The following is a 25,604-nucleotide window of genomic DNA, read 5'->3' on the forward strand; positions in this document are numbered from 1 at the left end:
CGTCCGGAATCACTTCAGGCCGGCTCCTTGCCGCCGCTCTCGTCGCCGGCGCGACCCGGCTGCCGCGTCTCGCGGACCCCTCCCCCTCCCGCGAACAGCCCGGACAGCGTGTCCGCCGTATCTTCCGGGCTGTCGATCCTGAACCGGGGCAGCGCCTCGGGGTATTTGTCCCGGATGAACTTCACCATGTGCTCGCGCATGTCGCACTTGAGGTCCCAGGCGCTGGGAGAGTCGGCGGCGCTCATCAGGGCGCGCAGTTCCAGCAGCCCGTTGGGGAGGGTGTCGGTGACCTGGAGGGTCCAGTCCTTCTGGTCCCACAGCGGGTGCTCGCGCAGGGCCCGGTAGAGCTCGGTGCGCAGTTCGTCCACCGGCACCGACCATTCGAGCCGGAGGAACACCGCGCCGATCACCCGGCTGCCGTGCCGGGTCCAGTTCTCGAACGAGTTGGACGTGAAGTAGGAGACCGGCAGCACCAGGCGGCGCTCGTCCCAGAGCCGCACCACCACGTAGGTGAGGCTGAGCTCCTCGATCCGGCCCCACTGCTCCTGGATCACGACCACGTCGTCCAGGCGGAGCGCGTCGCTGAAGGCCAGCTGCAACCCGGCGAGCAGGTTGCCGAGGGTGGACTGGGCGGCGATACCGACGACCACTCCGGCGATGCCGGCGGAGGCCAGCAGCCCGGCGCCGAGCGCGCGCACCTGGGGGAAGGTGAAGAGCATCGCGCCCAGCGCCACCACGATGATCACTGCCGAGGCCACCCGGCGGACCAGGGTGATCTGGGTGCGGATCCGGCGGGCCCGCCGGTTGCCCTCGCCCTCGACGGCGACCAGCCGGTCCAGCACCACGTCGGTGACCGCGAAGGCGGCCTGGATCACCAGCCAGGCGACGGCCCCGATCATGGCCAGGCTGAGCAGCCGCTGGATCAGCGGGCTGATCGATTCGTCGGCCATGCTCGGTTCGTAGACCGCGTAGGCGGTCACCACGGCCGCCGTCGTGAAGCCCGGCCAGGTGCAGCGGCGCACGAGCGGGGCGGCGAGAACCCACTTCTCGCCGATCAGCCTCCACCGCAGCGCTCGCCGTACCAGCTCCACGACCACCACCGCGGCCAGCACGGAGGTGAGCAAGATGATCCAGCTAGACACTGACGGCGTCCCCCTTCATCGTCATTACCCCTGCCAGGCTGCCCCCGGCCTCACCAGGTAATCAGTCTCACCAGCAAATCAGAAGGACTCGTCGAAGGAAACGCTCCCCTCGACCGCCACCTGATAGGCCGAGACCCGCCGCTCGAAGAAGTTGGCCAGCTCCTGCACGTCCTGCAGTTCCATGAACGCGAACGGGTTGGCCGTGCCGTACCGGATGGGCATCTGGAGCCGGACGAGCCGCTGGTCGGCGACGTATTCCAGATACTGCCGCATCTGGTCCACGCTCATCCCGAACAGGCCGTCGCCGCAGAGGTCGGCCGCGAAGGCGAGCTCGGCCGCCACCGCCTCCTCGATCATCTGGGTGACCTGCTCGCCGAGCTTGTCGTCGAACAGCTCCGGCTCCTCGGCCCGTACGGTCTCCACCACGCTGAAGGCGAACTCCATGTGCATGGACTCGTCGCGGAAGACCCAGTTGGTCCCGGTGGCCAGGCCGCTGAGCAGGCCCCTGGACCGGAACCAGTAGACGTAGGCGAAGGCGCCGTAGAAGAACAGGCCCTCGATGCACGCGGCGAAGCAGATCAGGTTCAGCAGGAACGCCCGCCGGTCCTCCTGCGTCTCCAGCCGGGTCAGCCCGCCGAGCGAGTCGATCCACCGGAAGCAGAACTCGGCCTTGTCCCGGATCGAGGGGATGTGCTCGACCGCGGAGAAGGCCTGGACCCGCTCCTCGTGGTCGGGCAGATAGGTGTCCAGGAGGGTCAGGTAGAACTGGACGTGCACGGCCTCCTCGAACAACTGCCTGCTGAGATAGAGGCGTGCCTCGGGGGCGTTGACGTGCTGGTAGAGGTTCAGCACGAGGTTGTTGGCCACGATCGAGTCGCCGGTCGCGAAGAACGCGACGAGGCGGTTGATCAGGTGGCGTTCCTCGGGCGTCATCCTGGCCAGGTCGGCCAGGTCGGAGTTGAGATCCACCTCCTCCACGGTCCAGGTGTTGCGGATCGCGGCCCGGTAGCGCTCGTAGAACTCCGGGTAGCGCATGGGCCGCAGCGTGAGGTCCATTCCAGGGTCGAGCAACATCAGGGAAGAGCCTTTCAAGAATTGCCTACTGGCAGGCGTCGCAGTATTCGGGGTTCTCCAGGGAGCAGGCGACGGCCTCGGGGTCGAGCACCGTCTGCGTCACCGTCTGTGTCGCCGTCTGCGTCGCCACGGTGGCCTGCGCGATCCGGGTGGCCGGACGCGAGCGCAGGTAGTAGGTGGTCTTGAGGCCGGCCTTCCACGCGTAGGCGTACATCGAGGACAGCTTGCCGATGGTCGGCGTGGCCATGAAGAGGTTCAGCGACTGCGACTGGTCGATGTACGGCGTGCGCGCGGCGGCCAGGTCGATCAGCGCCTTCTGCGGCAGCTCCCAGGCGGTCCGGTAGAGCACCTTGAGGTCGTCGGGGATCTCGGGGATGTCCTGGACGGAACCGTCGGCGCGCTTGATCGCGTCGCGGATCTGCGGGGTCCACAGGCCGCGGGCCTGCAGGTCGCGGACCAGGTAGCGGTTGACCTGGAGGAACTCTCCCGACAGGGTCTCGCGCTTGAAGATGTTGGAGACCTGGGGCTCGATGCACTCGTAGCAGCCCGCGATGGAGGCGATGGTGGCGGTGGGCGCGATCGCGATCATCAGCGAGTTGCGCAGGCCGGTCTTCGCGATCCGATCCCTGATCGCCGTCCACTCCGCCGAGCGCGCGGCGTCGTAGTGGTCGGGGTGGAGCACGCCGCCGGCGGCCCTGGTCTCGTCGTAGGAGGGATGACGGCCCCGCTCGACGGCCAGGTCCGCGGACGTGCCGTAGGCGGCGAGCGCGATCTCCTCGGAGATCCGGGTGGACAGCTCCAGCGCCTGCGGCGAGTCGAACGGCAGCCGCAGCGCGAACAGCACGTCGGCCAGGCCCATCACGCCCAGCCCGATCGGGCGCCACTTCTCGTTGGCGGTCCTCGCCTCGGGGGTCGGGTAGAAGCCCAGGTCGATGGTCCGGTCCAGGAACCGTACGGCGGTGCGGACGGTCGCGCGCAGCCGTACCCAGTCGACCCCCTCGTCGAGGAGATGGGCGGCGAGGTTGATCGAGCCGAGGTTGCAGACGGCGGTCTCGGCGTCGTTGGTGACCTCGAGGATCTCGGTGCAGAGATTGGAGAGGTGGATGACGTTCTCGGGTCGGGCCGTCTGGTTGGAGGTCCGGTTGGCCGCGTCCTTGAAGGTCATCCAGCCGTTGCCCGTCTGGGCCAGGGTGCGCATCATCCGGCCGTACAGGGAGCGGGCCGGGATCTGCTTGACGAACCGGCCCTCGGCCTCGGCGGCCCGGTAGGCCTCCTCGAACGCGGCGCCGTACAGGTCGGTGAGGTGCGGGACCTCCTTGGGGTCGAACAGCGACCAGACGCCGTCGGCCTCGACCCGGCGCATGAACTCGTCGGGGATCCAGTTCGCCAGGTTCAGGTTGTGCGTACGGCGGGACTCCTCGCCGGTGCTGTCCCGCAGTTCGAGGAACTCCTCGACGTCGGCGTGCCAGGACTCCAGGTAGACGCAGGCCGCGCCCTTGCGGCGACCGCCCTGGTTGACCGCGGCGACGCTGGAGTCCAGCGTGCGCAGCCACGGCACGATGCCGTTGGAGTGGCCGTTGGTGCCCCGGATCAGCGAGCCGCGCGAGCGGACCCGGGTCCAGGCGATCCCGATCCCCCCGGCGTACTTGGACAGACGCGCGACCTGCCCGTAGCGCTCGTAGATGGCCTCCAGGTCGTCTCGGGGAGAGTCGAGCAGGAAGCAGGAGGAGAGCTGGGGCCTGCGCGAGCCGGAGTTGAACAGCGTGGGCGAGCTCGGCAGGTAGGACAGGGTCGCCATGAGCGCGTACAGCTCGGCGGCCTCCTCGACGGTCTCCGACAGGCCGCAGGCGACCCGGAGGAAGAAGTGCTGGGGGCGCTCCAGGACCTTGCGGGTCTCCGGGTGGCGCAGCAGGTAGCGGTCGTAGACCGTGCGCAGTCCGAAGTACTCGAACCGCTCGTCGGCGTCCGGCGCGATCAGCGCGTCCAGCGCGACGGCGTGGGCGGCCACAAAACGGGCCAGCCCGTCCTGGATGAGCCCGGCCGCGTGGGTCGCGGCGATGGACTCGGAGAAGGTCCGGACTCCGTGCCCGGCGGCCTCGTCGGCGATCAGCTCGGCCAGCATCCCGGCGGCGATCCTGGAGTTCGCCGGATCAGTGATCACCCGGGCGGCGGCCTCATCGATCGCCAGCCGGCGGTCGACCGGGTCGTTCCCGATCTCCTTGGCGACGTCGACCAAGGTCTGTGTCACGTGTTACCCCTCGCGTGCTCGTAATTCCCCCTGTTGGCTCTCGCCGGAAGGGCGCACGCGTCTGAAACGGTTCCGGGCATGCCGGACCGCCTCATTCCGCGAGCCCTCCCTCGAGGCCCTGGACAGTTTTCATGGTCGAGTCGCGCCTCACCTTGCACACTCCAGGCCGCTTCACACGTCCCTCGGTGCCCGGTTCGGCTCCCTCGCTCATGACATGGTCGAGTCGCGCCTCACCGCGCACACTCCAGGCCGCATCACACGTCCCTCAATGCCCGGCTCGGCTCCCTCGCTCACGACATGGTCGAGTCCCGCCTCACCTTGCACACTCCAGGCCGCATCACACGTCCCTCAGTGCCCGGTTCGGCTCCCTCTCCATGCATCACCGGCAGGTCTTCGGACTCACGGGCGCCGTGCTGATGCCTACCGGCCGTCGCTTCCCAGGCAAGGTGCGCCCAGTGCTCTCATGACGGCTTTCGTTCCCGTTCACCGCTGCGGGGCAGCCCCGGACTCTCACCGGGTTCCCTCTTACCTCGCCCCTCTCGGAGCGAACCAGCAACGAGGAAGGATCCTACATCTAGGGGCGCTTGACGCAACCACCCCTACACCTTGTGCTCGAAGACTTTAGAAGTCCTAGATCGTAGAGCACCCCGCGGGTGCGTCCGGTCTCGGTGACGAGCCACTGGCGGAAGTCCTCGCCGCTCAGGTACACCCGGTTCCAGCCGTTGGCCGCGCACATCTCCTGCCAGCGCGGCGTGGCGTCCAGCCGGTCGCACAGGGCGACCGCCGCGTCCCGGTCCTCGGGGCGCATGTCGCGGGGGCCGAGCAGGCCGCACCAGTCGCTGTACTCGAGCCGGACCTCCAGCTCCATGAGCGTCGGCGCGTCGATCCCGTCGATCCGCTGGCCCGAGGAGACCACCAGGGGCCTCATGCGGCGCGCGGCGATCTCCTTCTTGAAGGAGCGGGCCGATCCCAGGATCGCGGCCACCCGGCCGTCGTAGAGCGCCTCGACCGCCTCGGACCACCCGGGGTAGCCGCTGTATTCCAGCAGCCGGGCATCCACCCCGAGGCACTTGCCGATCATTCCGTAGAGCACGTGGTCGGAACCGCCCGTGGACTGACCGCCCACCACCAGCCCGGCCGGATCGCGGCGGAGCACCGCCACGAAGTCGTCGAAGGTGCGCAGGTTGGAGTTCGCGGGGACGACCAGGGCCGCCCAGTCGCCGATCAGGCGGGCGAGGGGGGTCGTGGAGTCCACCACGGCGGCGGCGTTCGTGATCTCCGCCCCGGCCACCATCGGCATTCCCGTGAGAAGCAGCTGGCCGTCGCTCATGAACGGGCCGTGGGCGGCGGAGAACGTGTTCATCGTGGCGGCGTCCAGACCGCCCGGATGGTTGCTCACCCCGACGGTCCTCGCCAGTTTCGCCTCGACCAGAACGGTGGCCAGCGTGCGTACGGCCAGATCCCAGCTCTGCCCGTGAGCCATGGGCGCGATGATGGACAGCCTGTTGGCTGTGGACGCGCCGGAGGTCCTCGTCGCACCGCAACCTGCGACGACCATGATCCCCGCGGTGAACGCGAAAAACCCCCTACGACGCATAAGGGCCCCTTCCCCCCAAGATCCCCCTATACCCCAGGTTACCCTCATGTCACTTTCTGTCACATGTTGGGGGGTCATCGCCCGAGACGGGGTTCCCCGACGCGCGTTCGCCGCGCCGGGGAACCCCGTGAGCCGGGAGGGCAGAAGGGACCCGAGACCGCCCTCGGGGCCGGACGAGGAGGAGACCTCAGAGGCCGGAGGATCCCGGGGAGACCGGCGCCCGGATCACTCCACCGTGACGCTCTTGGCCAGGTTGCGAGGCTTGTCCACGTCCCGCTCCAGCGCGACGGCGGCGTGGTAGGCGAAGAGCTGGAGCGGGATCGACAGCAGGATCGGGTCCAGCTCGGTCTCGTTCTTGGGCACCACGATGCAGTCGTTGGCCAGCTTGGGGTCGGCCGTACGGTGCCCGACCATGAGCACCCGCCCGCCGCGGGCGCGGATCTCACCCAGCGTGGTGAGGTTCTTGTCCAGCAGTTCGTCGTCGGGGACGATCGCCACGGTCGGCATGTCCGGGCCGATCAGCGCCAGCGGCCCGTGCTTGAGCTCGCTGGCCGGGTAGGCCTCGGCGTGCACGTAGGAGATCTCCTTGAGCTTCTGCGCGCCCTCGCGGGCCACCGGATAACCCCGGACCCGGCCCACGAACATCATGCTCGGCGAGGTGGCGTACTTCTGCGCCAGCTCCCTGATCTGCGACTCCAGCGTGAGGATTTCCTTGATCTGGTCGGGCAGCCTGCGCAGGCCCTCGCAGACGCGCCGGCCGTCGGCCGGGGACAGGTCGCGGACCCGCCCCAGATGCAGCGCGAGCAGCGCGAAGGCCACGGCGGTCGAGGTGAACGCCTTGGTACTCGCCACCGAGACCTCGGGGCCCGCGTGCAGGTAGACGCCTCCGTCGCACTCGCGGGCGATCGCGCTGCCGACGGTGTTGACGATGCCGAGCACCCGCCCGCCCTTGCGCTTGAGCTCCTGGACGGCGGCGAGGGTGTCGTAGGTCTCCCCCGACTGGCTGATCGCCACGTAGAGGGTGTCGGCCTCCACGACCGGGCTGCGATAGCGGAACTCGCTGGCCGGTTCCGCGTCGGCCGGGATCCGCGCCAGCTCCTCGATGAGCTGCGCGCCGATCTGGCCCGAGTAGTAGGCGGAGCCACAACCGATGATCTTCACGCGGCGGAACGAACGGGTCTCCCGCGCGTCCATGTTGAGGCCGCCGAGGTGGGCGATGTGGAAGCGGTCGTCGAGACGCCCGCGCAGCGTTCTGGCGACGGTGTCGGGCTGCTCGGAGATCTCCTTGAGCAGGTAGTGCTCGTAGCCGCCGGTGTCGTAGTGGCCGTCCTCCCAGTCGACGGTCAGCGGCTGCTTGGCCGTCTCCCGCGCGTCGCTGGCGAAGGTGTGGAATCCGTCGGCCCTGAGCACGGCGATCTCGCCGTCCTCCAGGTGGACCACCTGACGGGTGTAACGGACCAGCGCGGCCACGTCGGAGGCGGCGAACATCTCCTTCTCGCCGATGCCCAGCACGATCGGGCTGCCGTTGCGGGCGACGACCACCTCTCCGGGCCGCTGCGCGTCGAGCACCGCGATGCCGTAGGTGCCGACGACCCGCTTGAGCGCCGTACGGACCGCCTCCTCCAGCGAGTCGACGTCCTGGACGGTGCGGGCGATCAGGTGCGACAGCACCTCGGTGTCGGTCTCCGAGAGGAAGATCGCGCCGTCGGCCTCAAGCTTGGCGCGCAGCTCGTCGGCGTTCTCGATGATGCCGTTGTGCACGACCGCGATGCGCTCGTCGGTGGACAGGTGCGGGTGGGCGTTGACGTCGCTGGGCGCGCCGTGGGTGGCCCAGCGGGTGTGGCCGATGCCCAGCCCGCCCTTGAACCGCGCGGGCACGACGGCCGCCAGATCGGCCACCCGGCCCTTGACCTTGCGCATCTTCAGGCCCTTGTTGGAGATCACCACGCCGGCCGAGTCGTAGCCGCGGTACTCAAGGCGCTGCAGGCCCTCCAGCAGGATCGGCGCCGCATCCTTCGCCCCTACATAAGCCACGATTCCGCACATCTAGCCGCTCCTTACCCGTAGACGATCCGGCGCAGTTGGCGCAGGGAGAGTTCGGGTGCCGCGACACGGCGAGTCGTCAGCTCGGCTGCCACCCGAGGGAAGATCTCTTCGTTGACCAGTCCCTTTGTCCTGAGCTCCGCGTGACGCCTCCGGACGAACTCCTCAACAGGTTCGGAGAAGTAGGCCAGCACGTCCGCGACGACCCGCGCCGCCTCCCCGGGACCGAGCGCGCTCGTCCGGGCCAGGTGGGCGATCAGATCCTCGTGCGGATGCCATGTCGTGGACACAGAGCAGGACCCTACGCATCAACGCGGGTATCCACCAAGTTTCCTGCCCGATTTCGGGCAGGAAACCTCCCTATTGGCTCCAGCACCCTCCCATGCTGACATTCGGTAGTGTTATTTAACTCTGGGTAGTCATTTGGTCGGGAGGAACCACCATGAGTCGTCTGCCGGGGATAGCTGTCCTTGTCGCCCTCGCCGCGCTGATCCCGGCCGCCCCGGGGGCGACCGCGCCGGGCGGCGGGAAGACCGCCTTCGCCGTTCCGGGAGAGGCGGCGCCGGGCGGCAGGCAGGCGGCCTTCGCCCAGGCGGCCCGGACGTACGGCGTGCCGGAAAGCGTGCTCCTCGCGGTCTCGTACCTGGAATCCCGATGGGACACCAACGGCGGATTACCCAGCGTCTCCGCGGGCTACGGCCCCATGCACCTGGTCGACGCCGGCATCAAACCCGCGCGCCACCACCACTACGAGGGCGGGGAGGACCCGCGCGGCGACGAGACCCGGCCGCATCCCCTCAGGATTCCGGACGCCACCGCGGTTCCGCCGGAGGACACCCTGCACCGCGCGGCGGAGCTGACCGGGCTCACTCCCGGCCGGCTGCGGGAGGACCCGGCCGCCAACATCCGCGGCGGCGCCGCGCTGCTCGCCGACTACCAGCGGCGTGTCGGCGGGAAGCCGAGCACCGACCCGGCGGACTGGTACGGCGCGGCGGCCCGCTACTCCGGCTCGTACCCCGGCGCGGCAGGCACGGCTGCGCGCCCGGACGCAGGTACGGGCGCAGGCCCGAACCTGGGCACGGACGGTGACGGCGGTGCCGGTGCCGTCGCGGGCCCGGACGCCGACGCGGCCGGGCCGGGCGAGAGCCCGTCGGACAGGGAGGCGGCGGACACGGAGGCGGCGAGGTCCTTCGCCGACGAGGTTTACGCGACGATCCGTTCCGGTGCGGCGCGCGTGACCGACGACGGCGAGCGGGTGGTCCTGCCCGCGATGCCGGCCCTGTCCCCGCGGCGACCGCCGGCCGGCCGGACCGCCCAGCGCCGCGGCGCGCCGGCCCCCGCGGCCGCCCCCGCCCCCGACTGCCCGCCGACCGTCTCCTGCGAGTGGATCCCGGCCGCCTACAAGCAGCTCCCGGGAGGCGGATACGGCAACCACGACCGCTACGACAAACCTCGGAAGATCGACTACATCGTCATCCACGACGGTGAGACCAGCTACAACGTCATGACCCGCCTCGCCAAGAACCCCAGCTACCTGAGCTGGCACTTCACCCTGCGCTCCAGCGACGGCCACATCGCCCAGCACCTGCGGGCCAACGACATCGGGTGGCACGCGGGAAACTGGTACGTCAACTCCCGCTCCATCGGCCTGGAGCACGAGGGGTACCTCGCCAAGGGCGGCGCCTGGTACACCGAGGCGATGTATCTCGCCTCGGCCAGACTGGTCAGCTATCTCGCGAAAAAATATGATGTGCCGCTGAACCGCGCGCACATCATCGGGCATGACAACGTGCCGGGCACCACCCCGGAGACCGTGGGCGGCATGCACGAGGACCCGGGCCCGTACTGGAACTGGAGCCACTACTTCGACCTGCTCGGCAACCCGTTGAAGGTCGCGGACAGCTTCAAGCTGCTCGGCACCCCGCAGAAAGACCCGAAGGACCAGGGCGACCAGGAAACCCAGGAAGCCCAAGGGACCCAGAAGGCTCAAGAGACCCAGGAAGCCCAAGAATCTCAAAAAGACCAAGAAGCCCAAGGCGGCCAAGGAGCCCGGAACGGCCAAGCCGACCGGAAGGGCGCCGCCGCGCGTTCGGTGCTGATCAGGCCGGACTACGCCCTCAACCGCCCCGGCTTCACCGGCTGTACCGGGGGGTGCCGCCGCCTGGGCGCGACCTCGGTCTGGCTGCACACCCGCCCCGCCCTGGACGCCCCGCTGGTCAAGGACATCGGCAAGCATCCGACGGGCGGTTCGTCCTACAGCGTCTACGACCATGCCGCCCGCGCCTCCACCGGCCAGCGCTACGCGTTGGCCGGGCGCAAGGGTGACTGGACGGCGATCTGGTACCTCGGGCAGAAGGCGTGGTTCAACGACCCGGTGGCCGCCCCGACCTCGGTGCCCGTGTCCGGCCGGCTGGTGACGCCCAAACCGGGCCTCCGCTCCGTCAAGCTGTACGGCAGGGCCTACCCCGAGGCGTCGGCCTATCCCCGTGGCGTCCCCGCCCAGGCGCTGACCCCGCTGCAGTACTCGCTACCGGCCGGGCAGCTCTACAGTCTCGGCCTGACGACCCGCGGCGCCTACCTGAGGACCGCCACCTTCGATCCGTCGAGCCACCGCGTCATCCGGGGCGACATCCGCTACCACCAGATCCAGTTCGGACACCGGTTCATGTTCGTCCGAGCCTCCGACGTCCAAGTACTCGACAAATGAAGATCCCCAGCAAGCCGCTCGGTTGCGCACATCCGCCCGGCGAAGGCGCTAGAGTTTCCATGTGCCCCGGACACGTCTCCGGGAGTTACGCGGAAGTGGCTCAGTGGTAGAGCATCACCTTGCCAAGGTGAGGGTCGCGGGTTCGAATCCCGTCTTCCGCTCCGGCAGATCTTCAGGGATCTGGCTGGTGGAGTGGCCGAGAGGCGAGGCAACGGCCTGCAAAGCCGTCTACACGGGTTCAAATCCCGTCTCCACCTCAACTGCACGGACATCGGGACCTCCGGGATCCGGTAAAGTAGTGCGAGTGGCCGCCGAGGGGAAACCCGGAGCAGACACGCGGAAGTGGCTCAGTGGTAGAGCATCACCTTGCCAAGGTGAGGGTCGCGGGTTCGAATCCCGTCTTCCGCTCTGGTTTACCCGAGGACGATTAGCTCAGCGGGAGAGCACTTCCCTGACACGGAAGGGGTCACAGGTTCAATCCCTGTATCGTCCACCACCGTTTCCCCAGGCCACCAGCCTGGGGATTCTTGTTTTCCGGGTCATCGGCCATGGCTTCGGGAGCAGGCCGACCCCCGAAGATCGAGATTGCTGCCCGACGTGGTGGCGGCCGGGAGCGGCACTGCTCCACACTTGTCCCGTGCGGACGAACCTGCTGGTGATCTACACGACTCGCGTTGAGGAATGCCGCGACTTCTATGCCTCCCTCGGAATGAACCTGCGGTCCGAGCAGCACGGCACCGGGCCACACCACTACGCGGCCGAGCTTGCCGATGGGACGGTCTTCGAGATCTACCCTGCCGCCGAGGGACGGGAAACCGGGCGTCTGCGGCTCGGCTTCACCCTTACGGGAGTTTCCGGTCAACGGGTTCTGCACGACCCGGACGGCCGCGCCGTGGAGGTGCATGGGCCATGACCTGCGGACTCATGAGGCCCCGCACACCGGACCAGGAGCACGGGCAGGTCGCTCCAGCCGTTAAACCCGGAATGTCGCAACGCAAAGAGGCACCATGGGAGGACGCATAACCTGAAACCAGATTAATCACTATGCTCTTGAACCGTGGCGAAGGGGCGAGCCTGTGCAACGTGTGGTGATCGATCCAGAGGTGCCCGCGGACGTCGCCAGCCTTTTTCGCAAGAACGGCCCACTGCTCTACCGCTTCCGCACCGGGCGGATCCCCAAGCCGCACGACGGCGCGAGGGTGCCGGGAGCGCTGCTGGGAGCCCTGGGCGCCTCGTCGCTGCTGGCGCTGGGCTTCACCGTCGTCACCGGCATGCCGATGCGGTTTCTCGCGCCTCTGATCTGCCTCTACATCGCCATCCTGGCCATCGTGTACCTCGTCAGGAAGCCCTCCCCCGCCGACTCCGTGGAGCGTGTCCTGTACTGGCACTCGATGCAGTGGCAGGGTCGCTACCTGATCCTGGAGGACTTCGACTACGGCGCCAGGAACCTGCTCGGCCGGGTCCAGCAGGCGATCGACTTCATCCTGCGCTCCCGGATCAACACCCTGGGCATGCTCGACAGCGTGCGGAACTCGGTGATGCTCCCCGCGGAGGAGTGGGAGATCGCCCGGCTGCTGACCAAGCTCTCGGCGCTGCGGGCCAGGCACGGTAACCTCGCCCGCGGCGGAAGGACTCCGGAGGTCGCCGCCGCCATGGCCCCGCTGGAGCGCGCCCTGGCCGCCAGCGAGGCCGCCGTGGTCGCACGGGTGGAGGCTCTGGAGCGTTATGCCAGGCACGTGGCGGACGCCGAACGCGCCCTTCTCTCCCAGAACCAGATCGACGCCCTCCGCGCTCACCTGCCGGAGTACGAACAGCTCGTCGCCGAGACGGGCGCCGCCAGGTTCTTCGAACCGGAGATCGGCCATCTGAGCGAGGACGCCGACCTGCTGCGTCGCGCGCTTCGCGACAGCGTCCTCTCGGCACATGAGGCATTTCGCTATCTAGACGGGTGACCGAAATGTATGCTTCTTGATCAGGACGAAGGGGGCTGGTCTGTGCGGCGTGTGGTGGTCGATCCGGAGATACCCGCCGAAGCTGCCAATCTGTTCCGCCATAACGGACCGAGGCTGTCCCAGATCCGCGCCGGATGGAGCCCGGAGCCCCAGCCGAGCGCTCCGCGCCGGTCAAGCCGCGTCCTGCAGTTCTGCGGGGCGATCTCGGCGCTCTTCCTGGTGTTCCTGGTGTTCGCGGGGAACGTCAGTCAGATCTTCTTATTCGTGCCCACCCTGCTCATCTTCGTGGCCTGCGTCGGCGTCCTCGCCGCCCGGGATCCGCTGGAGATCGAGATGACCGAGCACGACCTCTACGAGCAGGGTCACCTGTACGAGGGGCGTTACCTCCTGCCCGAGGACTTCGACCACGACGCCGACCTGCTCCTCGACCGGGTCCAGCAGGCGATCGACTTCATCCTGCGCTCCCGGGTCAACGCCCTGGGCATGCTCGACGACGTACGGAACTCGGTGATGCTCCCCGCCCAGGAATGGGAGATCGCCCGCCTGCTGACCAAGCTGTCGGCGCTGCGGACCGAGCACCACGACTTCACGTACGGCGGAAGCACCCCCGAGGTGGTCGCGGCCATGGCCCCGCTGGAGCGCGCCCTGGCCGCCAGCGAGGCCGCCGTGACCGCCCGCGTGGAGGCTCTGGAACGTTACGCGAGCCATGTCGCCGAGGCCGACCGGGCACTGCACGCCCACGACCAGATCGAGCAGTTGCGGGCCCGGCTCCCCCGATACGAGGAACTCCTCGCGGAGAGCGGCGCCGACACGTTCGCCGTACCGGAGATAAGCCGCCTGAGCGAGGACGCCGGCCATCTCGAACAGGCGCTCCGTGACAGCGTCCGTTCCGCGCACGAGGCCTTCCGCCATCTGGACGGGCCTCCCGCCCCCTGAGGGGATCCTTGCTCACGGAAATGCCCCGGGGTGACCGGTGGTCACCCCAGCCTCTCAAATATGATCAAATCACCGTATGTAAGGTCTCTTCCATGACGGGACAACCGGTGCTGATCTTCGATGGTGACTGCGGCTTCTGCACGACGAGCGTCCGGTTCGCCCAGCGCCGGATCGGGGTCCGTGCCCGCGTCACGGCCTGGCAGTTCGCGGACCTGGCCGCGCTCGGCACCACGCGAGAGCGGGCAGAGCACGAGGTGCTCTGGATCGACCGCGACCGGGTGTACGGCGGGGCGCAGGCGGTGGCCAAGCTGCTGATCACCGCCGGCCTGCCGTGGAGCCCGCTGGGGTTCGTCCTGAGGGTCCCGCCGTTCCGGTGGGCGGCCCAGGGGCTCTACCGGCTCGTCGCGAACAACCGCCGTCGCCTCCCCGGCGGCACTCCTGCCTGCTCCCCGTCCTCAGGCCGGCGATGAGGAGCGTCCTGCTGACCGGCTTCGAGCCGTTCGACGGCGCCACCGTCAACCCCTCATGGGAGGCGGTCAGGCTCGTGCCGGGAGTGCGCGCCGTACAGCTGCCGTGCGTGTTCGGCGAGGCGCTGGAGCACCTGCGCGAGGCCGTACGGGAACACGAACCGTCGGTGGTCGTCTGCGTCGGGCAGGCCGGGGGACGGCACGACGTCACGGTGGAGCGGGTGGCGATCAACCTCGACGACGCCCGCATCCCGGACAACGCCGGGCGCCGGCCGATCGACGAGCCGGTGGTGCGCGACGGCCCGGCCGCCTACTTCTCCACGCTGCCGGTGAAGGCCTGCGTGGCGGCGGCCCGGTCGGCCGGGGTCCCGGCGAGCGTGTCGCACAGCGCCGGGACGTTCGTCTGCAACCACGTCTTCTACGGCCTCATGCACCTGATCGCCACCGAGCGGCCCGCGCTGCGCGGAGGCTTCGTGCACGTGCCGTTCGCTCCCGAGCAGGTTCTCGGCGAGGCCAAGCCGTCCATGCCGATCACGATGATCGCCGAGGCGCTGGCGGCGATCGTGTCCGCCGCCGTCTCCGTCGCGCCGGGGGACGATCTGCGCCTGGTCGGCGGCTCCCTGCACTGAGGCCCGCGCCCTCCCGCGCCGGAGCAGGCCCCGCGGTCACACCGTGCGCGGACGAACTTCCGCCGATCACCCGCACGCCGGTGCTCTCCCTGCGGTGGACGGCCGCATCGCGCCGAGGAGATCTACAGCGGCACGCCGTACACCACCCGGCGGCCCGCGAACTCGGTCACGCTCCACAGCGTCTTCTTGTCGCGGACGCAGGTGAGGTCCTCGGGACCCACGGGGTAGGGCCGCTTCTTGATCGTGTCTCCGACCACCACCAGGGTGCCGTTCTTGGTCGACCCCCCGCCCTGGCTGAGATACCAGGTGCCGTTGTAGGAGAGCGCACCCTGGATCTTCGTCTCGGGGAGGCGGTAGGCGTCGAGGGCGGAGGCGGTGCCGCCGGCGTCCGCCCGCAGGGAGCCGTCGGAGGCCAGCGACCAGCGGGCCACCCGGCCGAACTTGCCGGGGGTGTCCACGTACTCTCCGGAGATCAGGCTGTCGGGCTCGGTGGTGCGGTCGATCGCGGCGAAGGAGAACGTGGCGGTGCCGGTCGAGACCCAGGCGCCGGTCTGCGGCATCACGTAGCGGTAGCCGAAGGCGTTGTGGACCCCGCCCTTCTTGCCGATCGTGTTCTTGTCGTCGCCGTCGATCTCGTAGACGTGCCGGATGTCGAACACCCGCAGCCCGCGAGCGGTGTCGGCGACGTAGAGCAGCCCGCCGTACCAGGCGACGCCGCCCGCGTGGATGTTGATCGGCGCGATGTTCCCATCCGCGCGGGCCGTCACCAGCAGGACGTGCCGGTAGCGGAGCGACGCCGCGTCCAGGAACGACAGGCGTATGCCCCGCTCGGCCCCCGACGAGGGATCGTGGTACCAGCTCACCACGAACACGTTCCCGCCGGCCCCGGCGTCGGAGGCGCAGGTGAGCCCCTGGGGGTACCACTCGCGGGTGGCGTTGTCGTCGGCGTCGAAGCAGTACCAGTCCACCGGCTTGGGCTTCATCGAGCCGAACGCCCCGGTCCCGGCCGCGCCCTTCCTCTTCGAGACGCGGTTCGCCTTGTCCAGGACCTCGTCCAGCGGCACGCGTTTGAGATCCTTCCCCAGTGCCAGGATCCCGGCCTCGAAGCCGTCGCCGTTCCACTTCAGTCCGAACGGCTCCACCGATACGGCGGTCATCGCGCTCATGGGGGGATCTCCTTTTTCGCTCACCGCCCAGCCTGGCGGATCGAAATGCGGAGTTCATGAGTATGCCTGGATTTAAATCCTTTTTGTGATCACAGGGGCCAGGTGTGTACCGGATCCCCGATCATCGCCAGCTCCCGGTACCGGATCACCATGCGCTCCCGCGCCGCCCGATCGCCACCGAAGCGGGCCAGTGCCTCCCGCTGCCAGATCGCGCCGGTACGGCGACGCGTGACGCGCTCCCGGATGATGTCCAGCGTCCACTCGGCCTCCTCCGCCTCCACGCCCACCTTCTGGAGCCCGGCCGCCGCGACCGGAAGCAGGTCCAGGACGAGCTGCGCGGCCGGGATCTCCCCCTGCACTCCGGGCCAGCTCATCCGCGCGTCCAGACCGTGGGTCGCGGCGCGATAGAAGTTGCGGTAGGCACCGGCGAAGGCGAACTCCTCGACCGGCTGGTCCGCCATGGCGACGGTGAGCCCGAGCACGAAGGCGCTGTTGGCCGCCATGTCCACGGCGCTCGGACCCGCCGGCAGGGGACGCATCTCCACCCGCAGATGGCCGCCGCCCGCCGGGTCGTAGACCGGCCGGTTCCACGTCCACACCGTGCCATGGTGAAGCCGGAGCTCCGCCAGCCCCGGAACGCCCCCGTCCACCGTCGGCTCCGCGTCCGAGATCATCGGCAGCACCGGCTCGTAGTCACGGACACACGCCTCGAACAGCTCCTCGGCGCCCTTCACCCAGCCGGACCCGAAGCCCACCCGCCGATCTCTGCGGTCGAGACGCTCCACGTCCCGGTCGTCGGCCGCCTCCTCGAACAGCGCGATTCTCGTCTCCTCCCACAGCTGCCTGCCCAGGAAGCCTGGCGAGTTGCCGCTGACCGCGAGAACCGGGCCGATGGCCAGCTGAGCGGCGTTGTAAACGCGGGCGAAGTCGGCGGGAGCCGTACGCAGATGGACCTGCCAGGAGGTGTTGGCGCTGTCCAGGACGATCCCCTCGACCTCCAGCTCCAGCAGCTCGGCGCCTTCGATGCGCACCCGGAAGGGCTCGCTGCGCAGCCGCCGCATGCCCCGGCTCATCGCCCGATAGCGGCTCTCGCCGCTGAGCGTCTCATGGGTGAAGTCGGACTCGTCCAGGGACGGCAGAATGCCGATCGCCACGGCCTGCCCTCCCTGCGTCGCCGCGGCCTTGTCGACCAGGTCGACGGTCTCCCGTATCTCCCGCACCAGGGCGCTGAAGGGCCGCCCGGCGAGCGGCATCGGGGTCAGGTTGATCTCAAGGTTGAACCTGCCGAGCTCCAGGGTGAGCCGGTCGTCGGCGGCGGCGGCGCGCACCTCGTGGTTACGCGGCAGCGGCCGGCCGTCGGGGGTGATGAGGAACAGCTCCAGCTCCGCCCCGATGGTCGCGGGCCCGACGCCGAAACCAGGCCTGGCGAGTAGCTCACGGAGCTCGACGAGCTGCTCGCCCAGCCGTTCTCCGAAGCGGGTGAACTCCGCCTCGGAGAAGCGCTCCTTGTTGACTTGCTGGCCCATCGCACCATCCTCAGTAGGTCCCGTTCTCCCCTCCCTCTGTCCCAACCAGCGGGTTCTAATCGGCCGACAAGGTAAGTAACGACGTACACGGGGATCCGTTGCCGATCCCGCCCCCGGCGGGCGTACGGCGGCGACCGGGGATGCCGGAGACGCCGGGGATGCTGAAGATGCCAGGCGTGCCTGCGGTGCGGGAGTGCCCGGGGATGCCGCGAAGACCGCCGAGTCGGTAAAGTCGAGTGATTTGAAGGAGTGTGCGGCCGATGCGAGCGGTGATCTTCGACGAGTTCGGAGCCGATCTGGAGGTCCGGGAGGTGCCCGCCCCCGAACCGTCGCCCGGCGGCGCGGTGATCCGGGTGGAGGCGACCGGGCTGTGCCGGAGCGACTGGCACGGCTGGCAGGGGCACGACGCGGACATCCGGACCCTGCCGCACGTGCCGGGGCACGAGCTGGCCGGGGTCGTCGAGTCCGTGGGCACGGGTGTCGGCTCGTGGCGGGCCGGTGACCGGGTCACGGTCCCCTTCGTCTGCGCCTGCGGGTCGTGCGCGGCGTGCGAGTCGGGGAACCAGCAGGTCTGCGAGCGCCAGACCCAGCCGGGTTTCACCCACTGGGGCTCCTTCGCCGAATACGTGGCGATCGACAACGCGGACACGAACCTGGTGGCGCTGCCGGAGGAGATGACCTTCACCACGGCCGCGAGCCTGGGCTGCCGCTTCGCCACCGCGTTCCGCGCCGTGAACGCCGTGGGCCGGATACAGCCGGACGAGTGGGTGGCGGTGCACGGTTGCGGCGGGGTCGGCCTGTCCGCCGTGATGATCGCCGCCGCCGCCGGAGCCCGGGTGATCGCCGTGGACGTCTCCCCCCAGGCCCTGGAACTGGCCAGGCGGTTCGGCGCGGTCGCCTGCGTCACCGCCGCCGCCCCGCCCGAGGCCGCTCCCGGCTTCCCCGCGCCCGAGACCGTCTCCGGCTCCGTCCCGCCCGGGGCCCCCGGGACGGGTGGAGACGGAGCCGATGTCGCCACGCGCATCCGGGACCTGACCTCCGGCGGCGCCCACGTCTCGATCGACGCGCTCGGCGCCCCCGGGACATGCGTGTCCTCGATCGAGAGCCTGCGCCGCCGGGGACGCCACGTCCAGATCGGCCTGCTGCCCGGCCTCACCGCGCTCCCGATGAACCGGGTGATCGGCTACGAGCTCGAACTCCTCGGCAGCCACGGCATGGCCGCGCACGCCTACCCCGCGATGCTGAAGGCCGTCGTCGACGGCGAGCTCCGGCCCGACCTCCTGCTCACCCGTTCCATCGGCCTCGACGAGGCGGGCCCCGCGCTCGCCGCGATCGGCTCCGTACCGGGCGTCACGATGATCCTGCCGACGCGATAGGAGCCCTCGTCCGGATCGCAGAAACGCGAGTCTCACGTCCGCAAAAAGCGCAAAAACACCGGTTTCACACCTACAAAATGTGACGAATGCGGTGATAACGTCACCGGACATGCGCCCAGAAGATCTCGCCTTGATGCACATCCCCGGCAGTGTCACGCTCCACGACGACCTGCTCCTCGTTGACGTCGCCCAGCCCGACCTGGAAGCCGACGCCTATCGCGGGAGCCTGTGGCGGGTGCCCCAGGAAGGGGCCCCCGTCCGTTTCACCTTTGGCGACCGGGACACCGCACCCCGCATCTCCCCTGACGGCGCCTGGGTGGCCTTCCTGCGTGCGCCCGCCGGAGGCAAGCCGCAGCTCCATGTGATGCCCACCGGTGGAGGCGAGGCGCGCCCGCTCACCGACCTGCCCCTCGGCGCCGGTGTCCCGGTCTGGGCGCCCGACTCCCGCAGGATCGCCTTTGTCGCCCGCGTTCCCGAGGACGGCCGGTACAGCACCGAGGAGGGCGCGAGCCCCGCGGCCGAGGCGCCGCGCCGGATCACCGGTTTCCGCTACCGGCACGACGGCGTCGGTTTCATCCTCGACCGGCGGCCGGCCCTGTTCGTGGTCAACGCCCTCGCCGACATCCCCCAGCCGGTGCGCCTGACCGAGGGTCCCTACGAGGTCGCCTCCCCCGCCTGGACCCCCGACGGCGAGCACGTGCTGGTCTCTGCCGATCGCGACCTCGACGAAGAGGGCCTGAACACCGACCTGTACGCCGTCCCGGCCGCCGGCGGCGCACCGATCCTCGTGGTGCGCAGCGCCGGAGCGGCCGACCATCCCGTCGTGCTCCCCGACGGGGACGTGCTCTACCTCGGTGAGGCCTTCTCCGGCATCCACGCCGTGGCCCGCAACACCGGCCTCTACCGCGCTCCCCTGCGGATCGGCGGCGAACCGGCGACCGGGGTGCGGCTGACCGAGGAGGAGTCGGTGGGCATCGAGCCGATGCCCGTCGTGCCGGTCGAGAACGGCGTCCTGGTCGCGGTGCGGGTGCGCGGCGCGGTCGAACTGCGCCTGGTTCCCGCGGACGCCCTCGACGCGCCGCTGGAGAAGCTCACCCTCGTGCTGGGCGAGCGGGCGGGCGTCAAGGCGTTCACCTCCCACGACGGGCGGATCGTCGCCGTGGTCTCCACTCCGCAGAGCCCCGGCGAGGTGGTCACCCCGGACGGGCCGCTCACCGAGTTCTCCGGATCGCCGTCCGGGGTCCGCTTCGAGGAGATCACCGCCGTGTCCGCCGACGGCTACCCCGTCCACGGCTGGCTGGCCCTGCCCGAGGGCGAGGGCCCGCACCCGGTCCTGCTGAACATCCACGGCGGCCCGTTCGCCCAGCACGGGTGGGCGTTCATGGACGAGACCCAGGTCTACGCCACCGCCGGATACGCCGTGGTCCTGCCCAACCCGCGGGGCTCGGCCGGGTACGGCCAGGCCCACGGTCAGGCCGTCATCGGCCGGTTCGGCACCGTGGACGCCGACGACATCCTCGCCCTGCTGGACGCCGCGCTGACCCGGCCCGAGTGCGACGCCGAGCGAGTGGGCGTGATGGGCGGCTCCTACGGCGGATTCATGACGAGCTGGCTGGCCTCCCACCACGGGAGCCGCTTCAAGGCCGCCTGGAGCGAGCGGGCGGTCAACGCCTGGGACTCCTTCACCGGCTCCTCCGACATCGGCTGGTTCTTCACCGAGGCCTACTGCGGCACCGACATCGAGGCCCAGCGTGCGATGAGCCCGCTCTACCACGCCGACCGGATCAACCTGCCGTTCGCCGTGGTCCACTCCGAGGAGGACTGGCGCTGCCCCGTCGAGCAGGCCCAGCGCATGTTCGTCGCCCTGCGCCACAACGGCGTTCCCGTCGAGTTTCTGCTGTTCCCCGGTGAGGGGCACGAGCTCAGCCGGAGCGGCCGTCCCAAGCACCGGCTCCAGCGTTTCGAGGCCGTCCTCGAATGGTGGTCACGCCACCTTTCCTGATCCGTTCGGGCCGGGTGCCCGGACCGCTCGGGGATTCGCCCGAGCGGTCGCCCGGACCGGACCGTGATCGGCTCAGGGCAAGCCTCGACCACCCCGGACGAGCTCCCGATCGGCCGGGACGGGCCGTCGAATCAGGTGCTTGATCTGATCAGGTGCCCGGTCGGCCCGGGACGAGCTCCTGATCAGGCCGAGCAGGTCAGCGGTCTGCCTCCGTTGAAGTCGATCATCTCGAGCATCGCGGTGATCACGTCGATCGGCTCCCCCGCAGGCAGGCCGTCCAGCTCGGCGTAGGCCCGGTGCAGGTTGCCGACGATGCGTTCGGGGTCGAGCAGCCCGCCGTACTCACCGAGGTCGGTCTCGCGCGCCGTCTCCAGCGGCGACAGACCCGCCTCCCTGCCGCGCTCGGCGGTGGCGAGCACGAACCGCAGGTATCCCTGCACGTGGTCGATGACCTCCGGCCCGCACACCTCGCCGTGCCCCGGCACGATCGTCTCCGCGTTCAGCTCCCTGAGCCTGTCGAGCACCGCGATCGAACCCGTCACCGAGCCCATCATCACGAACGGCGTGCCGCCGTTGAACACCAGGTCACCGGCGAACAGCAGGGATCGTTCGGGGATCCACACCGTGGAGTCGTTGGTCGTGTGCGCCGGGTCGCCCACATGCCGTACCTCGCAGCGCAGCTCGTCGGAGTGGACGGTCACCCCGTCGGTGTAGGTGAGGAACGGCGGGCAGGCCTCCAGGTTTCCCCAGTCGACCTCGGTCCAGGCCAGATTGAGGTAGTCCGGGATCCCCTCGGCGAGGATCAACTCCCTGGTCCGCTCGTGCCCGACGATCGTCGCCTCGGGGAAGGCGGAGTTGCCGAAGGTGTGGTCGCCGTGGTGATGGGTGTTGATCAGTGTCGTGACCGGCCGGTCGGTGACCGATCCGATGGCCTCGCGGTAGGCGAGGGTGCGCCGCTCGGTGGAGCAGGAGTCAACGCTGATCACTCCACGGCTGCCGACGAGGAAACCGGTGTTGTTGATCCACCAGCTCCCATCGGGCTGAATGTACGCGTAGACGCGGTCCGCGACCTCCTCGACGCGGCCCGGGGGGAGCGGGTGATCCTCCCTGGATGAGCTCATATCTAGAATTATCCTGTTTGGGCATGGCCCAGATCACAATGATCGGGAGGTTTCACGATGGAATACGTGCGACTGGGCACCACGGGCATGAAGGTGTCGAGAATCTGCCTTGGCATGATGAGCTACGGCGACCCCGCCAGGGGTAGCGAGTGGATCCTCGACGAGGCCGCCTCGGAGCCGATCGTCCGGCGAGCCGCCGACGCCGGAGTCACGTTCTTCGACACCGCGGACACCTATTCCGCCGGCAGCAGCGAGGAGGTCACCGGCCGGCTGCTCAGTAAAATCTTCCCCAGCCGGGACGACTACGTGCTGGCCACCAAGGTGTTCTTCCCGGTGCACAGGGGCGTGAACAACCGCGGCCTGTCCCGCAAGCACATCCACGCGGCGATCGACGACTCCCTGCGCCGCCTCGGCACCGATCACGTGGACCTCTACCAGATCCACCGCTGGGACCCCGACACTCCGATCGAGGAGACCATGGAGGCCCTGCACGACGTGGTCCGCGCGGGCAAGGCCCGCTACATCGGCGCCTCCACCATGTACGCCTGGCAGTTCGCCAAGGCCCAGCACGTCGCCGAGGTCAACGGCTGGACGAAGTTCGTGTCCATGCAGAACCACTACAACCTGCTCTACCGCGAGGAGGAGCGGGAGATGATCCCGCTCTGCGCCGACCAGGGCGTGGGCCTGATCCCGTGGAGCCCGCTGGCCCGTGGCCTGCTCGCCCGCGCGGGTTCCGAGGAGAGCACCACGCGCGCGGGCAGCGATCCGCGCATCGACGCCCTCTACACCGAGGCGGACAACGACCGTCAGATCCTCGACCGGGTCGCCCAGGTGGCCGGCGAGAGGGAGGTTCCTCCCGCTCAGGTGGCGCTGTCCTGGCTGCTCCACCAGCCGGGACTGTCCGCCCCGATCGTGGGCGCGACCAAGGATAAGCACGTGGACGACGCGATCGCCGCGGTGGACCTGGCCCTGACCGAGAAGGAGCTCGCCTTCCTCGCCGAGCCGTACCGCCCCCGGGCCGTCAAGCAGTAACGGCGCCCGCCCTCCCGGCTCGTCCTCCGGGCGCGTCCGGCCGTCCATCCGCCGGGGCGCGTTCGGCTGCCGGTCCGGCCCGGACACGTTTGGCCGTCTGGGCGCCCCGGCGCCTTCAGGCGCCCGTCCTCCCCGGTGCGCCACCCGGGTTTCTCCGCCCGGGTGGCCTCAGGAGTCGGCCAGCTCGAACTGCACGCACGTCATGCCGCGCATGTCCAGCCACGCGCGGCCGGGTCCCCGCACGAGCCTGAACACGACCTCCTCGCACCCGGGGCAGCGGGCGATCAGCCCCGGAGCCTGGGTGTAGAGGAGTGCCTCGGCCAGCGCGAGGCTCTGGGCGCAGCTGGAACACTGGCCCGTGGCCGCGGTGAGGTCGACGGCGAACACGTCGCTCAGGGCTCCCCCGGCGGCGTTTCCGTCGATGTGGTCCTCGGTCATGATCCTCCTCCACTGGGGCCGAAACGTTCGGTACGGATGCGCGCGGGATCGTGTCCCGCCGAGACGAGCAGGTCGGCGACGGTCTCCACGAAGCCGGTGGGCCCGCACACGAAGCTGATCGGCTCCTGCTCCGGCGCCCAGGCGATCTGGGCGAGCAGGCTCGCGTCGACGCGCCCCGGCGGCCGCTCCCAGCCCGGGGGCACCTCGCGCGTGTAGGCGTAGGTGACGCTCAGGCCGGAGCCGTTCTCGCTTGAGCGCCGCAGCTCGTCGCGGTAGAAGATCGTCTCGGGTCCGCGCGCGGAGTACAGCAGCCGGAACGGCGCCTGAGCGCCGCCGGCCTCACGGGCGCGGATCATCGCCATGAGCGGGACGACGCCGGAGCCGCCCCCGATCAGCTGCACCGGTTCCGGCTTCTCGGGGTCCCACACGAACCAGCCGCCGATCGGGCCGCGGATCTCCAGCGGGTCTCCCACGGAGAGCACCCGCGCGAGATAGGGCGAGACCTCCCCGTCGGGCAGCACGTCGACGGTCAGCTCCAGGCGGTTCCCCTCCGGCGCCGAGGCGATGGAGTACGACCGCTGGGTGGAGTAGCCGTCAGGGGCGGTGAGCCGTACGTCGACATGCTGGCCGGCGAGGTGCCCGGGCCAGTCGGGTACGTCCAGGACGATCGTGCGGGCGCTGGAGGTCTCGTCACGTACGGCGGCCACCGTGGCGACCCGCCAGGTCAGTCGCCCCAGTATCTTTGCTCGCGCCATGGGTCTCCGTAGTTGTGATAGCCGACGCTCTCCCAGAAACCCGGTTCGTCGTCATTGAGAAGCCGGATGCCGCGCACCCACTTGGCGCTCTTCCAGAGATACAGGTGTGGCACGAGCAGCCGGGCGGGGCCTCCGTGCTCGGGAGTGAGAGGCTCGCCGTCGTAGCGGACGGCGATCCACGCCTTCCCGTCGAGGAGGTCCTCCAGCGGGAGGTTGGTGGTGTAGCCGCCGTAGGAGTTCGCCACGGCGTACTCCGCGGACGTCTCCACGCCGTCGAGGAGAGTGTCCAGCGAGACGCCCTCCCAGGTGGTGGCGAGTTTGGACCACTTGGTGACGCAGTGCAGGTCGACCGTGGTCCGCTCCACGGAGAGGGCGTTGAGCTCCGCCCAGTTCCAGCGCCTCACCTCTCCGGTCTCGGTGGTGACGCTGAAGTTCCAGACGTCCGTGGAGACCTGGGGCGTGGGCCCGGCCGAGAGCACGGGGAAATCCTTGGTCAGATACTGTCCCGGTGGCAGATCAGGTGCCCTGTCGCGCCTGCGCCCGAAGAACCCCGGTGAGACGATGCCGATGACGCCCACCTCCCACTATCTGGCATGTCATGACGATCGCCGAAAATCCCTCTAAACGCTCTTGAGAGGGCGAGTCATGAGAAAAGAGTGAACACCATCACATTAACCTAGATCAAATGCCATCCAGCAGGCCGGGGGCACCTTGACACTCCGGTCCGAGCACCTCCCCGCCTCGCCCCGAACGCTGGGCTAGGCTCACGAATGTGACCGTTCTTGCGGATTTCGCTCAGCTGGTCGCCGGTGACCACGGCCTCTGCGTCGTCTCCACCCTGCGCCCCGACGGAACCATCCGTTCCTCGCTGGTCAACGCGGGCGTGCTCGACCACCCCCTCACCGGGCAGCCGGTGGTCGGCTTCGTGGTCCGGGGCGACACGCGCAAACTCTCCGACCTGCGGCGCAGGCCGTACGCCGCCGCCGTCCTGCGCACCGGCTGGCAGTGGGCCTCGGCGGAGGGTCCCGTCGAGCTGATCGGTCCCGACGACCCGATGGACGGCCTCGACGCGGAGGGCCTCCGTCTGCTGCTCCGCGACGTCTTCAGCGCGGCGGGCGGCACCCACGACGACTGGGACGCCTACGACCGCGTCATGGCCGAGGAACGGCGCACCGCCGTCCTGCTCACGCCGCAACGCCTGTCCTCCAACGCCTGAGAGATCCCGTTTCATTCGCACGCCGTACGACCTCGCCGAAGCGCTGTTCCACCTTCTGTGCCTGCCGTTCACCCTCGATGCCGTCCGTTCGGCTCCGGAAAGCGGTCAGGGGCGCCGGCCTGACGGGCCGGCGCCCCTCCGTCGGACCAGAGGCGGTGAGGGTTCAGAGCGCCATGA

Annotated in this window: 22 protein-coding genes, 4 tRNA genes and 1 riboswitch; of the genes, 14 read left to right on the plus strand and 12 right to left on the minus strand. The window is 69.5% G+C overall.

Going from position 1 to position 25,604, the window contains the following annotated elements; translation table 11 throughout:
* Nucleotides 1-14 precede the first annotated feature (14 nt).
* The 6 genes from DKM19_RS30690 to DKM19_RS30715 all read right to left on the minus strand — a co-directional run bounded on the left by DKM19_RS30690 (nucleotide 15) and on the right by DKM19_RS30715 (nucleotide 8,394).
* Nucleotides 15-1,142 carry a mechanosensitive ion channel family protein gene (locus DKM19_RS30690; RefSeq protein WP_110700405.1) on the minus strand — a complete coding sequence of 376 codons (1,128 nt, stop codon included), beginning with the start codon at nucleotides 1,140-1,142 and terminating at the stop codon, nucleotides 15-17.
* 78 nt (nucleotides 1,143-1,220) lie between these two features.
* Entirely contained in the window at nucleotides 1,221-2,216 is a 996-nt protein-coding gene (locus DKM19_RS30695; protein WP_110700408.1) for a ribonucleotide-diphosphate reductase subunit beta, read from the minus strand.
* A gap of 25 nt (nucleotides 2,217-2,241) precedes the next feature.
* Nucleotides 2,242-4,464: a ribonucleoside-diphosphate reductase subunit alpha gene (locus DKM19_RS30700; protein ID WP_110700410.1), complete on the minus strand. Its 2,223-nt coding sequence runs from the start codon at nucleotides 4,462-4,464 to the stop codon at nucleotides 2,242-2,244.
* Nucleotides 4,465-4,830: 366 nt separating this feature from the next.
* A riboswitch (cobalamin riboswitch) is annotated at nucleotides 4,831-5,033 on the minus strand.
* 5 nt (nucleotides 5,034-5,038) lie between these two features.
* A complete protein-coding gene (locus DKM19_RS30705; RefSeq protein WP_162641895.1) occupies nucleotides 5,039-6,061 on the minus strand; it encodes a tripartite tricarboxylate transporter substrate binding protein in 1,023 nt (340 codons plus the stop codon).
* A gap of 225 nt (nucleotides 6,062-6,286) precedes the next feature.
* The gene (glmS, locus tag DKM19_RS30710) at nucleotides 6,287-8,107 is read right to left on the minus strand and encodes a glutamine--fructose-6-phosphate transaminase (isomerizing) (RefSeq protein ID WP_110700414.1); all 1,821 of its coding nucleotides are present in this window, start codon (nucleotides 8,105-8,107) and stop codon (nucleotides 6,287-6,289) included.
* 11 nt (nucleotides 8,108-8,118) lie between these two features.
* Nucleotides 8,119-8,394 (minus strand): hypothetical protein, encoded by a 276-nt coding sequence (locus DKM19_RS30715; protein WP_110700416.1) that lies wholly within the window; start codon nucleotides 8,392-8,394, stop codon nucleotides 8,119-8,121.
* Between the two features lie 152 nt (nucleotides 8,395-8,546).
* Between DKM19_RS30715 and DKM19_RS52085 the strand changes: the two genes are divergently transcribed.
* The 10 genes from DKM19_RS52085 (at nucleotide 8,547) to pcp (ending at nucleotide 14,795) form a co-directional block, all read left to right on the plus strand.
* Nucleotides 8,547-10,811: an N-acetylmuramoyl-L-alanine amidase gene (locus DKM19_RS52085; RefSeq protein ID WP_239513668.1), complete on the plus strand. Its 2,265-nt coding sequence runs from the start codon at nucleotides 8,547-8,549 to the stop codon at nucleotides 10,809-10,811.
* 89 nt (nucleotides 10,812-10,900) lie between these two features.
* Nucleotides 10,901-10,972, plus strand: a tRNA-Gly gene (locus DKM19_RS30730).
* Nucleotides 10,973-10,997: 25 nt separating this feature from the next.
* A tRNA-Cys gene (locus DKM19_RS30735) sits at nucleotides 10,998-11,068 on the plus strand.
* 79 nt (nucleotides 11,069-11,147) lie between these two features.
* Nucleotides 11,148-11,219, plus strand: a tRNA-Gly gene (locus DKM19_RS30740).
* A 13-nt stretch (nucleotides 11,220-11,232) separates the two neighbouring features.
* Nucleotides 11,233-11,307, plus strand: a tRNA-Val gene (locus DKM19_RS30745).
* Between the two features lie 159 nt (nucleotides 11,308-11,466).
* Nucleotides 11,467-11,724, plus strand: a complete 258-nt coding sequence (locus DKM19_RS30750) for a VOC family protein (RefSeq protein ID WP_162641897.1) — start codon at nucleotides 11,467-11,469, stop codon at nucleotides 11,722-11,724.
* Between the two features lie 163 nt (nucleotides 11,725-11,887).
* Nucleotides 11,888-12,763 carry a hypothetical protein gene (locus DKM19_RS30755; protein ID WP_239513669.1) on the plus strand — a complete coding sequence of 292 codons (876 nt, stop codon included), beginning with the start codon at nucleotides 11,888-11,890 and terminating at the stop codon, nucleotides 12,761-12,763.
* A 42-nt stretch (nucleotides 12,764-12,805) separates the two neighbouring features.
* On the plus strand, nucleotides 12,806-13,699 hold the full coding sequence (locus DKM19_RS30760; protein ID WP_239513670.1) for a hypothetical protein: 894 nt from the start codon (nucleotides 12,806-12,808) through the stop codon (nucleotides 13,697-13,699).
* Nucleotides 13,700-13,791: 92 nt separating this feature from the next.
* Entirely contained in the window at nucleotides 13,792-14,169 is a 378-nt protein-coding gene (locus DKM19_RS30765; protein ID WP_110700424.1) for a thiol-disulfide oxidoreductase DCC family protein, read from the plus strand.
* The gene (gene pcp / locus DKM19_RS30770) at nucleotides 14,166-14,795 is read left to right on the plus strand and encodes a pyroglutamyl-peptidase I (RefSeq protein WP_110700426.1); all 630 of its coding nucleotides are present in this window, start codon (nucleotides 14,166-14,168) and stop codon (nucleotides 14,793-14,795) included. The genes DKM19_RS30765 and pcp overlap by 4 nt, the downstream gene beginning before the upstream one ends.
* A gap of 122 nt (nucleotides 14,796-14,917) precedes the next feature.
* On the opposite strand, the gene DKM19_RS30775 is transcribed toward pcp, so the two are convergent.
* Complete coding sequence (locus DKM19_RS30775; protein WP_110700428.1) at nucleotides 14,918-15,961, minus strand: hypothetical protein; 1,044 nt, start codon at nucleotides 15,959-15,961, stop codon at nucleotides 14,918-14,920.
* An 89-nt stretch (nucleotides 15,962-16,050) separates the two neighbouring features.
* Nucleotides 16,051-17,487, minus strand: a complete 1,437-nt coding sequence (locus tag DKM19_RS30780) for a glutamate--cysteine ligase (RefSeq protein WP_110700430.1) — start codon at nucleotides 17,485-17,487, stop codon at nucleotides 16,051-16,053.
* Nucleotides 17,488-17,747: 260 nt separating this feature from the next.
* Between DKM19_RS30780 and DKM19_RS30785 the strand changes: the two genes are divergently transcribed.
* Together DKM19_RS30785 and DKM19_RS30790 are read left to right on the plus strand one after the other, a co-directional pair.
* The gene (locus DKM19_RS30785) at nucleotides 17,748-18,863 is read left to right on the plus strand and encodes a zinc-dependent alcohol dehydrogenase family protein (protein WP_110700432.1); all 1,116 of its coding nucleotides are present in this window, start codon (nucleotides 17,748-17,750) and stop codon (nucleotides 18,861-18,863) included.
* Nucleotides 18,864-18,972: 109 nt separating this feature from the next.
* Entirely contained in the window at nucleotides 18,973-20,865 is a 1,893-nt protein-coding gene (locus DKM19_RS30790; RefSeq protein ID WP_110700434.1) for a S9 family peptidase, read from the plus strand.
* Between the two features lie 182 nt (nucleotides 20,866-21,047).
* Here DKM19_RS30790 and DKM19_RS30795 read toward each other — a convergent pair whose 3' ends face one another.
* The gene (locus DKM19_RS30795) at nucleotides 21,048-21,986 is read right to left on the minus strand and encodes an MBL fold metallo-hydrolase (RefSeq protein ID WP_110700436.1); all 939 of its coding nucleotides are present in this window, start codon (nucleotides 21,984-21,986) and stop codon (nucleotides 21,048-21,050) included.
* Between the two features lie 57 nt (nucleotides 21,987-22,043).
* Here DKM19_RS30795 and DKM19_RS30800 point away from each other — a divergent pair, with 57 nt between their 5' ends.
* Nucleotides 22,044-23,018, plus strand: a complete 975-nt coding sequence (locus DKM19_RS30800) for an aldo/keto reductase (protein WP_110700438.1) — start codon at nucleotides 22,044-22,046, stop codon at nucleotides 23,016-23,018.
* A gap of 168 nt (nucleotides 23,019-23,186) precedes the next feature.
* Here the strand turns inward: DKM19_RS30800 and DKM19_RS30805 are convergent, their stop codons facing one another.
* From DKM19_RS30805 to DKM19_RS30815, 3 genes are read right to left on the minus strand one after another with little or no spacing between them, the layout of a single operon-like run.
* Nucleotides 23,187-23,456: a DUF6510 family protein gene (locus DKM19_RS30805; protein ID WP_089207032.1), complete on the minus strand. Its 270-nt coding sequence runs from the start codon at nucleotides 23,454-23,456 to the stop codon at nucleotides 23,187-23,189.
* Nucleotides 23,453-24,211 carry a ferredoxin reductase gene (locus DKM19_RS30810; RefSeq protein ID WP_110700440.1) on the minus strand — a complete coding sequence of 253 codons (759 nt, stop codon included), beginning with the start codon at nucleotides 24,209-24,211 and terminating at the stop codon, nucleotides 23,453-23,455. The genes DKM19_RS30805 and DKM19_RS30810 overlap by 4 nt, the downstream gene beginning before the upstream one ends.
* On the minus strand, nucleotides 24,181-24,780 hold the full coding sequence (locus DKM19_RS30815) for a sulfite oxidase-like oxidoreductase (RefSeq protein ID WP_110706120.1): 600 nt from the start codon (nucleotides 24,778-24,780) through the stop codon (nucleotides 24,181-24,183). The genes DKM19_RS30810 and DKM19_RS30815 overlap by 31 nt, the downstream gene beginning before the upstream one ends.
* 203 nt (nucleotides 24,781-24,983) lie before the next feature.
* On the opposite strand from DKM19_RS30815, the gene DKM19_RS30820 reads away from it, so the two are divergent.
* Nucleotides 24,984-25,427: a pyridoxamine 5'-phosphate oxidase family protein gene (locus tag DKM19_RS30820; protein WP_110700442.1), complete on the plus strand. Its 444-nt coding sequence runs from the start codon at nucleotides 24,984-24,986 to the stop codon at nucleotides 25,425-25,427.
* The last annotated feature ends 177 nt before the right edge of the window (nucleotides 25,428-25,604 follow it).

It is taken from the genome of Streptosporangium sp. 'caverna' (assembly GCF_003203775.1).
In the GTDB taxonomy this organism is placed as follows: domain Bacteria; phylum Actinomycetota; class Actinomycetes; order Streptosporangiales; family Streptosporangiaceae; genus Streptosporangium; species Streptosporangium subroseum.